This is a genomic window from Fulvivirga sp., assembly GCF_040220315.1.
Taxonomy (GTDB): domain Bacteria; phylum Bacteroidota; class Bacteroidia; order Cytophagales; family Cyclobacteriaceae; genus Fulvivirga.
Genome location: NZ_JAVJUY010000036.1, coordinates 1 through 9081, shown reverse-complemented (window position 1 = coordinate 9081; position 9081 = coordinate 1). Strand labels below are relative to the sequence as shown.

Annotated in this window: 9 protein-coding genes and 1 tRNA gene; 5 read left to right on the top strand and 5 right to left on the bottom strand. The window is 35.7% G+C overall.

Features of this window, described 5'->3' with window-relative positions; genetic code table 11:
- On the top strand, positions 1-842 hold an 842-nt coding region (gene lpxB, locus RLO81_RS01215; protein WP_350106040.1), incomplete at its 5' end, for a lipid-A-disaccharide synthase.
- On the opposite strand, the gene clpX is transcribed toward lpxB, so the two are convergent.
- The 4 genes from clpX to RLO81_RS01195 all read right to left on the bottom strand — a co-directional run bounded on the left by clpX (position 839) and on the right by RLO81_RS01195 (position 4360).
- On the bottom strand, positions 839-2074 hold the full coding sequence (gene clpX, locus RLO81_RS01210) for an ATP-dependent Clp protease ATP-binding subunit ClpX (RefSeq protein WP_350106037.1): 1236 nt from the start codon (positions 2072-2074) through the stop codon (positions 839-841). The two genes, lpxB and clpX, sit on opposite strands and share 4 nt — an antisense overlap.
- A 4-nt stretch (positions 2075-2078) precedes the next feature.
- Complete coding sequence (locus tag RLO81_RS01205; protein ID WP_350106034.1) at positions 2079-2747, bottom strand: ClpP family protease; 669 nt, start codon at positions 2745-2747, stop codon at positions 2079-2081.
- Positions 2748-2857: 110 nt separating this feature from the next.
- A complete protein-coding gene (tig, locus tag RLO81_RS01200; RefSeq protein ID WP_350106031.1) occupies positions 2858-4192 on the bottom strand; it encodes a trigger factor in 1335 nt (444 codons plus the stop codon).
- Positions 4193-4278: 86 nt separating this feature from the next.
- Positions 4279-4360: transfer RNA gene (locus RLO81_RS01195), tRNA-Leu, on the bottom strand.
- 93 nt (positions 4361-4453) lie between these two features.
- Between RLO81_RS01195 and RLO81_RS01190 the strand changes: the two genes are divergently transcribed.
- The 4 genes from RLO81_RS01190 to RLO81_RS01175 all read left to right on the top strand — a co-directional run bounded on the left by RLO81_RS01190 (position 4454) and on the right by RLO81_RS01175 (position 8847).
- Positions 4454-6658 (top strand): RelA/SpoT family protein, encoded by a 2205-nt coding sequence (locus tag RLO81_RS01190; RefSeq protein WP_350106028.1) that lies wholly within the window; start codon positions 4454-4456, stop codon positions 6656-6658.
- A gap of 69 nt (positions 6659-6727) precedes the next feature.
- Complete coding sequence (locus RLO81_RS01185; protein ID WP_350106025.1) at positions 6728-7201, top strand: Fur family transcriptional regulator; 474 nt, start codon at positions 6728-6730, stop codon at positions 7199-7201.
- Positions 7202-7204: 3 nt separating this feature from the next.
- Entirely contained in the window at positions 7205-7555 is a 351-nt protein-coding gene (locus tag RLO81_RS01180) for an STAS domain-containing protein (protein WP_350106022.1), read from the top strand.
- The gene (locus RLO81_RS01175; protein ID WP_350106019.1) at positions 7555-8847 is read left to right on the top strand and encodes an adenylosuccinate synthase; all 1293 of its coding nucleotides are present in this window, start codon (positions 7555-7557) and stop codon (positions 8845-8847) included. Before RLO81_RS01180 ends, RLO81_RS01175 begins: the two co-directional genes overlap by 1 nt.
- Here RLO81_RS01175 and RLO81_RS01170 read toward each other — a convergent pair.
- Positions 8844-9081 (bottom strand): hypothetical protein (locus tag RLO81_RS01170; protein WP_350106016.1); only part of this gene is annotated, 238 nt, incomplete at its 5' end. The genes RLO81_RS01175 and RLO81_RS01170 overlap by 4 nt on opposite strands.

Sequence of the window (9081 nt, the reverse complement as noted above, 5' to 3'; positions counted from 1 at the left end):
ATGTAGTAATCCTAATTGATTATGGTGGGTTTAATCTAAAATTGGCTTCTTTTTTGAAAAAGAAGGGTATTAAAATCTTCTATTATATTACGCCTAAGGTGTGGGCATGGAATCAGGGTAGGGCTAAAAGAATTAAACGTTTAGTTGATAGGATGTTTGTTATCCTTCCTTTCGAAAAGGATTTTTATCAAAAGTTTGATTGGGAAGTAGATTATGTAGGCAATCCTGTTCTGGATGCTATTAAGAATCATAAATACAAGGATGTTCACTTCTCAAATAATGATAAACCTATTATTGCCGTTCTACCAGGAAGTAGATCACAGGAATTGAAAACAACGTTGCCTGTTGTTAAAGAAGTAATAGTCAATAACCCACATTTGTATTTTGTTATAGCAAAGGTTAATAACCTGGAATTATCTCAATATTTTGGGGTAGAACACTTGGAGAATGTTGAGCTTACAGAAGGAAATACCTATGATTTATTAAAGAAAAGTAAAGCTGCCATAGTTACTTCGGGCACAGCAACATTGGAAACTGCTCTACTAAAGATTCCACAAGTGGTTATATACAAGACTAGCTATATATCTTATATTATCGGGAGACGGTTAATAAAGGTTGGTTATATTTCTCTTGTTAATCTAATTGCAGATAAACCAGTTGTTAAGGAGCTTATTCAAAATGATTTGAATAAAACCCAGTTAGAGTACGAGCTGAATTTGCTAATTAATGATGTTAAGAAAAGGGCAGAAATTATTGAAGACTATATTGATATTGAAAATACTCTGAATATAGGTTCTGCATCAAAAAACACCGCTGAATTAATCATCAAATACCTGAACTAAGCTACTTTTAACTTACTATACCGGGACTTATTAAATTTCTCCTCAGCATAAGCCCTGGTAATTATCAGCTTGGATGAATCTTTTTCGGAAGGCATTTCAAACATGGCATCATTAACAATAGCTTCACATATTGATCTTAACCCTCGAGCCCCAAGTTTATAATCCATAGCTTTTGTTACAATAAAGTCAATGGCACCTTTTTTAAATTCTATCTCAATATCTTCCATTTTAAACAATTTCTCGTATTGCTTAATCAGTGCATTTTTGGGTTCTGTCAGGATCTTTGTCAGTGCTTCCTCATCAAGAGGGTTTAAGTATGTTAAAACTGGTAGCCTACCGATAAGTTCAGGTATTAATCCAAAACTTTTTAAATCTTGAGCAGTAACGAACTGGAGTAAATTATCGTTTTCAACATCCAATGGGTTTAGGGCGTCTTCTTTAGAAGCAAACCCTAGTGGACGAGTATTAATTCTTTTTGCAATGTTTCTTGATATGCCATCAAAAGCCCCACCACAAATAAATAGAATATTTTCGGTATTAACTGAGATCATTTTCTGGTCTGGATGCTTTCTGCCTCCTTGTGGTGGAACATTAACAGTAGTTCCCTCGAGAAGCTTCAAAAGTGCTTGCTGTACACCTTCGCCACTAACATCTCTTGTTATGGAAGGGTTATCAGATTTCCTAGCAATTTTGTCTAACTCATCAATATAAACTATACCTCGCTCAGCGGCTTCTGTTTCATAGTCAGCTGATTGAAGTAATCTGGTCAAGATACTTTCAACATCCTCACCAACATAACCTGCTTCTGTTAGCACAGTAGCATCTGCAATACAAAAAGGTACTTGTAATATTTTGGCTAAAGTTCTGGCAAGGTAGGTCTTACCCGTACCTGTTTCTCCCACCATTATAATATTCGATTTCTCAATGGTCACATCATCATCACTGGGCTTTTGCATCAATCGCTTATAATGATTGTACACCGCTACTGACATTACCTTTTTGGCTTCATCCTGGCCTATCACAAACTCGTCAAGAAATTTTTTCATTTCTACAGGCTTCACCAAGTTAAAGCTAGGCGCACCCGAAGAGCCGCTACCTGTCTTCTTTTCATCACTAAGAATTTGATTTGCCTGGGTAATACATTTATCACATATATGTGCATGTATCCCTGAGATCATCAAATCAACATCCTTTTTATTTCTTCCGCAAAATGAACAAGTAACTTCTGACATAATTCTATTTTTTCTCTAACACCTCATCAATAAGGCCATAATTTTTCGCTTCACTGGCCCTCATCCAATAATCTCTATCAGAATCTTTCTCTATTTTATCGTATTTCTGACCGCTGTGTTTAGCTAATATGTTATAAAGATCTTTTTTAACTTCTAATGTTTGCTTTAAAGATATCTCCATATCTGATGCCTGCCCTTGCATGCCGCTCATAGGCTGATGAATCATGATTCTTGCATGAGGTAAGGCAGAACGTTTCTTCTCATGCCCAGACGCTAATAAAACAGCACCCATTGAGGCAGCTAGTCCGGTACAAATGGTTGCTACGTCAGGGTTAACATACTGCATGGTGTCATAAATACCCAATCCTGCATACACAGAGCCTCCGGGGCTATTTATGTACATAATAATATCTTTTTTAGGATCACTAGATTCCAAAAACAGTAATTGTGCAGTAATAATATTAGCAATCTGATCGTCTATGCCCATGCCAAGAAATATGATTCTATCAGAGATTAATCTTGTAAAAACATCAATTGCACGAAAATTGCCAGGACGCTCTTCGATAACATATTGCGTCATATTTTCGATTGCACTTGAATAGTCATCAAATGCATGTCCACTAATACCATGACTTTTAACAGCGAATTTTCTTAATTCTTCTTTATTTATCATTCTATTTAATCTCTTTTAAAGTACTCAATGTTAGTAAGAAAATCTAGATTTTATATAAAAAAAGCCCATCCATTTTAGGTGAGCTTCTTTACAACGTTAATTGATATTAATTAGTTTTCAGCAGCTTTTTTAAACTCATCTAAGTTTACTTTTTTATCTGCAAGAGAGATTTTTTCTTTTACTAATTGCATGATTTTATCTTCTCGTAATTCATTATACACCTTCATATAATTCTGGCCATTTTCAGCCTGAAGGTAATTGTCAGCAAATGAATCTAAATGGTCTTTTAATTGCTCAGCTGCTCCCGGTCCCCCCAGCTGGCTAAGAATCATACCTTTGGCTCGGTCTTTAACATCTTCATGCTCAACTTTAATATCATTATCTTCACTAATCTTATTTCTAAGTAAATCCCACTTAAGAGATCGTAAATAGTCCTCAAATTCTTTTGCAATATCTTCCTCTGTAACCTTACCTTCATTGGTTACTAAAAGCCATTTTTTTAAGAATTTTTCTGGCACTTCAATTTTAGTATTCTTAATAAGGGCATCTCTTATATCTCGATTTAATAAAAGATCAGATTCTCTTTTGTAATTCTCTTCTACAGTATTTTTAACCTTATCAATAAATTCACTTTCAGACTTAACCACATTTTTGCCAAATACTTTATCAAAGAGATCTTGATTTAAGTCGGCAGGAACAGTTCTATTTACATTTTTAACGGTAAACGTGAATTTTCCTTTTATATCATGGGCCTTATCATGTCCTATGTCCAGTAATGTCATCAAGTCATGGTCGTCATCCACTAATTTCTGAATGTCAACCTCAACAGCATCACCTGGTTTCAAACCTTTGAATTTCTTTTGTTCTTTCTTATTGATGGTTTCCCATTTTAGAAGAGTTTCATTGGTTAGTTCTCCATCAACTTCCTGGAAAGTTCCAAATAAGTCATCGCCTTCCGCGCTAATTTCTGGATTTGTAACTTCTCCAAATTGTTTCTTTACATTTTCGAGCGTTTCTTGTAACCCTTTTTTGTCAAGTTCAATTGTATAAGATTTAACTTTTACCTTCGATGAGATGTCATATTTAAAGTCATCAACCATTCCAATTTCATACTCAAATTCAAATTCTTTTTGAGTATCCCAATCAATATTTTTTGATTTCTCTTGATCAGGAAGGGGCTCACCAATTAACTGGATATTATTCTCCTTCACATAATTGTTGATTGATTGTGATAAAGTATTGTTTACTTCTTCTACTAAGATCGATTTACCATACATCTTTTTAATCAGTCCTGCAGGAACCTTCCCGGGTCTGAATCCTTTAATGTTGGCTTTCTTAGCATAATCTTTTACTTTTTCATCAACCTTAGGTTGATAATCAGTTTCGTTTAACTTAACTTTAATAACAGCTTCTGTTGAACTTTTTTTGTCTAATGAGATGTCCAAAGTAATAGAGGTTTAGTTCGGTGATATTGTAAATTAAAAACCCTCAATCTCGATTTTTATTCATCGTGATCGAGGGTATTTCTTTGTGCGGATGGAGGGACTCGAACCCCCATGCCGTGAGGCGCTAGATCCTAAGTCTAGTGCGTCTACCAATTTCGCCACATCCGCTTATTTCAAAATGGAGTGCAAATGTATTTATAAATTCTGATTGTACAAATATAAAATTTTACTTTTTTTGTTTTTAAATGAACCCGGTTTTGTATGATTGAAATTGACGTAGAAGAAGAAAATAAGGAGATTGTAAAGAGATACCGTCAACTGCTTAGGAATGCGAAACCATTTTTAAAGGATAACGATTCCAAGTTAATAAGAAAGGCATTTAACACGGCATTAGAGGCACATAGCGGAACACGAAGAAAATCGGGCGAACCATACATTTTCCACCCGATTGCTGTAGCAAGAATATGCGTTTCTGAAATTGGCCTTGGAACCACATCAATTATATCCGCGCTTCTGCATGATGTTGTAGAAGATACTGAATGGACTATTAAAGATATTGAGCGAGACTTTGGAAGAAAAATCGCAAGAATTATTGATGGTCTTACTAAAATCTCTGGTGTTTTTGAGCACGGCAGCTCACAACAAGCAGAGAATTTTAGGAAAATGCTATTAACTCTTTCAGAGGATGTTAGGGTGATACTAGTGAAACTGGCTGATAGACTGCATAACATGCGTACACTCGAAAGTATGCCAGTAAATAAGCAGTACAAAATAGCCTCTGAAACCATATTCCTGTATGCACCATTAGCTCACCGGCTTGGTTTGTACACAATCAAATCTGAAATGGAGGATTTATACCTTCGTTATACAGAAGCGGAAGTCTACGAAGATTTAGTTCGGAAAATAGATGCAACCAGAGAATCGCGCACTAAATTTATTAAAAGCTTTATCAGGCCAATTCAAAGAAATCTTAATGATCTTAAATTGGATTACGTGATAAAAGGCAGGCCAAAGTCTGTTTATTCCATCTGGAATAAAATGAAAAAACAGGACATTCCGTTTGAAGAGGTTTACGATCTTTTTGCAATACGAATAATTTTAGATGTACCACCCGAGGCAGATAAAGCAGCGTGCTGGCAAGTTTATTCCATTGTAACTGATTTTTATAAACCAAATCCCGACCGATTAAGAGATTGGATAAGTACGCCAAAAGCTAATGGGTATGAATCATTGCACACAACTGTTATGGCAAAAAACGGGCAGTGGGTAGAAGTTCAGATTCGGACTAAACGAATGGATGATATCGCTGAGAAAGGATATGCAGCACACTGGAAATATAAAGAAAGTGATGCTGGTAGCTCTGGATTAGAACAGTGGATATCTAAAGTGCGTGATATGCTTGAGCAAAATGACTCATCCGCACTTGAATTTGTAGATGATTTTAGAGGCAACCTTTTCAGCGATGAAGTATTTGCATTTACTCCTAAAGGTGAACTAAAGACTTTACCAAGGGGTGCTACAGCCCTAGATTTTGCATTTGAAATCCATACTGAAGTTGGAGCTAAATGTATTGGTGCTAAAGTCAATCAAAAGCTAGTTCCTATAAACTATACTCTCAAAAATGGTGATCAGGTTGAAATATTAACATCCAATAAACAAAAACCAAATGAAGACTGGCTTCGCTTTGTTGTTACTTCTAAAGCCAAATCAAAGATTAAAGACGGTTTAAAAGAAGATAAGAAGCAACTTGCCGAAGATGGAAAAGAACTACTTTTTAGAAAATTAAGACAGTTTAAAATTGATCATAGCCATGAAACTGTAGATAAGTTAAGGGCTTATTTTAACATGCCCAGTATTTTTGATCTCTATTTACGCGCTGGTAAAGGACTGATAGATAATAAAGACTTAAGAAGATTTAAGGACTTTAAGCCATCCGACACCATTAAATCTCGGCCATCAACAAAGATTTCTGATGCCCGGTCATTTGAGAAGGAAATTGTCAAAGTCAAATCCAATGACGTACTGCTAATTGGTGAGGATATGGATGTCATTGATTATAAATTGGCTAAATGTTGTAACCCTATCCCTGGTGACAATGTTTTTGGGTTTGTTACAGTTACTGAGGGTATAAAAATACATAGGGTATCATGCCCCAATGCACCAGAGCTACTCGCCAATCATGGGCATCGTGTGGTCAAAGCCAAATGGGCCAGTGAGCATGAAGCTGCATTTCTGGTAAGTATGAAAATAATTGGCACCGATAGAGTAGGACTTATCAATGACGTTACAAAAATTATTTCAGATGAATTGAAAGTGAATATGAGGTCTATGTCTATTGATACAGACTCAGGTATTTTTGAAGGCGAGATAATGCTTTATGTTAATGATACAAGGCATTTGGACTTACTAATTACGAAGCTAGAGAAAGTGGAGGGAGTAGTAAAAGTTTCTAGACTCGAGGCTTGAGAACATTCTCTAGATCTTAGGGGCTATCTTCTAACAGAATACATATATTTGCAATCTTCTTAATTAAGTATGGCGTTAAACGAAAAAGTATACGAAGAGGTAAAAAAGATTTTCACAGCTTACCTCGAAAATAAAGGTCTCAGAAAGACTCCGGAGCGTTATGCCATTTTAGAAGAAATTTATACACGAGAAGGCCATTTTGATGTGGAGTCTCTCTACATCAGCATGAAAAATAAAAATTATAGAGTTAGTAGGGCAACGGTTTACAATACTCTTGATCTGCTAGTGGAATGTGATCTTGTAAGCAAGCACCAGTTTGGTAGAAACTTGGCCCAATATGAAAAATCCTACGGCTTCAAGCAGCACGATCATTTAATATGTACAGAGTGTCATAAAGTGGTTGAATTTTGTGATCCTAGAATTCATAACATTCAAACTATGGTAGGTGAACTGTTAAATTTTGATATTGTGCACCACTCGTTAAATCTTTACGGTATCTGTGGAGATTGTCGAATAAAACTAAAGACAAAAGAAAAAAATTGATATATGAAATTTACTTATAAAGAAGTAGATGGTATTTTAAAGTTAAGCTTGTCTGGAGATCTGATAGGTGAAGATAATGGAATTGACATAATTGAAGTTGTTAATGATCAAATCCAGCAAGGCTCTATTTTGTGTTTGGTAGATATTTCTGAGTTGAGATATATCAATAGCAGTGGTATAGGTGTGCTAATAACGATACTCACCAAATTTAGAAATAAAGGGGGTGAATTGTGTTTGTTAAATCCTTCAGAGAGTGTTAAAAAATTGTTGATCATCACAAAGCTGAATGCAATATTTAGCATTGAGAATGATGAGCAAGTAGCCATCCAGTTATTAAAGAAAGCAGTAGACTAATGAAGTTGGATATTTTATTAGGCCTCCAGTGGGGTGACGAGGGTAAAGGCAAAGTAGTTGACTACTTAGCTCCTAAATATAATGTTGTTGCCCGGTTTCAGGGAGGCCCTAATGCAGGTCACACCTTAGAGTTCGATGGCATAAAGCATGTACTTCACCAGATACCAAGTGGAATTTTCAGAAATGATATTTTAAATATCATAGGCAATGGTGTAGTGTTAGATCCTGTAATTTTTAAGAAGGAAATAGATGCATTGGCTAAATTCAATCTAGACCTCAATAAGAATCTGGTTATTTCAAAGAAGACTCAGCTAATACTACCAACGCATCGTCTTTTAGATGCAGCCTATGAAAAGTCAAAAGGCAACAAAAAAATTGGCTCCACTTTAAAAGGGATAGGGCCAACCTATCAGGATAAAATAGCAAGAATGGGCCTGAGAGTTGGAGATGTGCTACAACCTTCTTTTAAAGACAAATACAATAAGCTTGTTGAAAAACATATCCAAATTTTAGGATTTTATAATGAACACCCAGATTTAACAGAATTAGAAAAAGAATTTTTCAATTCAATTGAGTTCCTTAAAACATTCAAATTAGTTGAGAGTGAATATCTTGTTAATGATAGTTTAAATAAAGGAAATACAGTGTTGGCTGAAGGAGCCCAAGGATCATTACTTGATGTTGACTTTGGAAGCTACCCATTTGTGACGAGCTCAAACACTACTTCAGCCGGAGTGTGCAGTGGACTAGGTGTAGCACCCAATAAAATAGGGGAAGTATTCGGGATATTTAAAGCATATTGTACAAGAGTGGGCAGCGGCCCTTTTCCAACAGAATTGTTTGATGAAGAGGGTAAAACAATGCAAAAAGTCGGCAATGAGTTTGGAGCCACAACGGGTAGACCTAGAAGGTGTGGTTGGTTAGACTTACCAGCTTTAAAGTATGCTATAATGATCAATGGTGTAACACAGCTTTATATGATGAAAGCGGATGTTCTCAATGTCTTTGAGAATTTAAAAGTATGTGAGGCATATAAAAGAGAGAATGGAGATATTATTGATATAATGCCTTACGAAATTGTCGATGAAAAACTGGAACCTGTATATACCGAAGTAAAAGGATGGAATTGTGATTTGGAAGAAGTATCGTCATTCGATGAATTCCCTAAAGAACTGGTAGATTATGTAAAATTCATTGAAGATAGGGTCGGAGTTCCTGTAAACCTGGTATCTATCGGCCCTGATAGAACACAGACGATAATCAAAGAAGCAGTAGTTGCACAAAAGAATTAAAAATTAATTTCCTTAAAACTCTTGCGGGTAATGCTGAAGGTGTTACCTTTGCAGTCCTCTTTAGAAGAAAGGGGGATGAAGGTGTTGAAGAGGTGGGTTAAATAGTGGGTGCGATCGAGTATTAGAGCCCTAAAAAATATCACAAATTTTTTTCCTTTAGTAGTTGCGGATAAAGATTGAATGATTATCTTTGCACTCGCTTTCGAAAAAAGGGAGCAAAAATGAGCTGGAAAA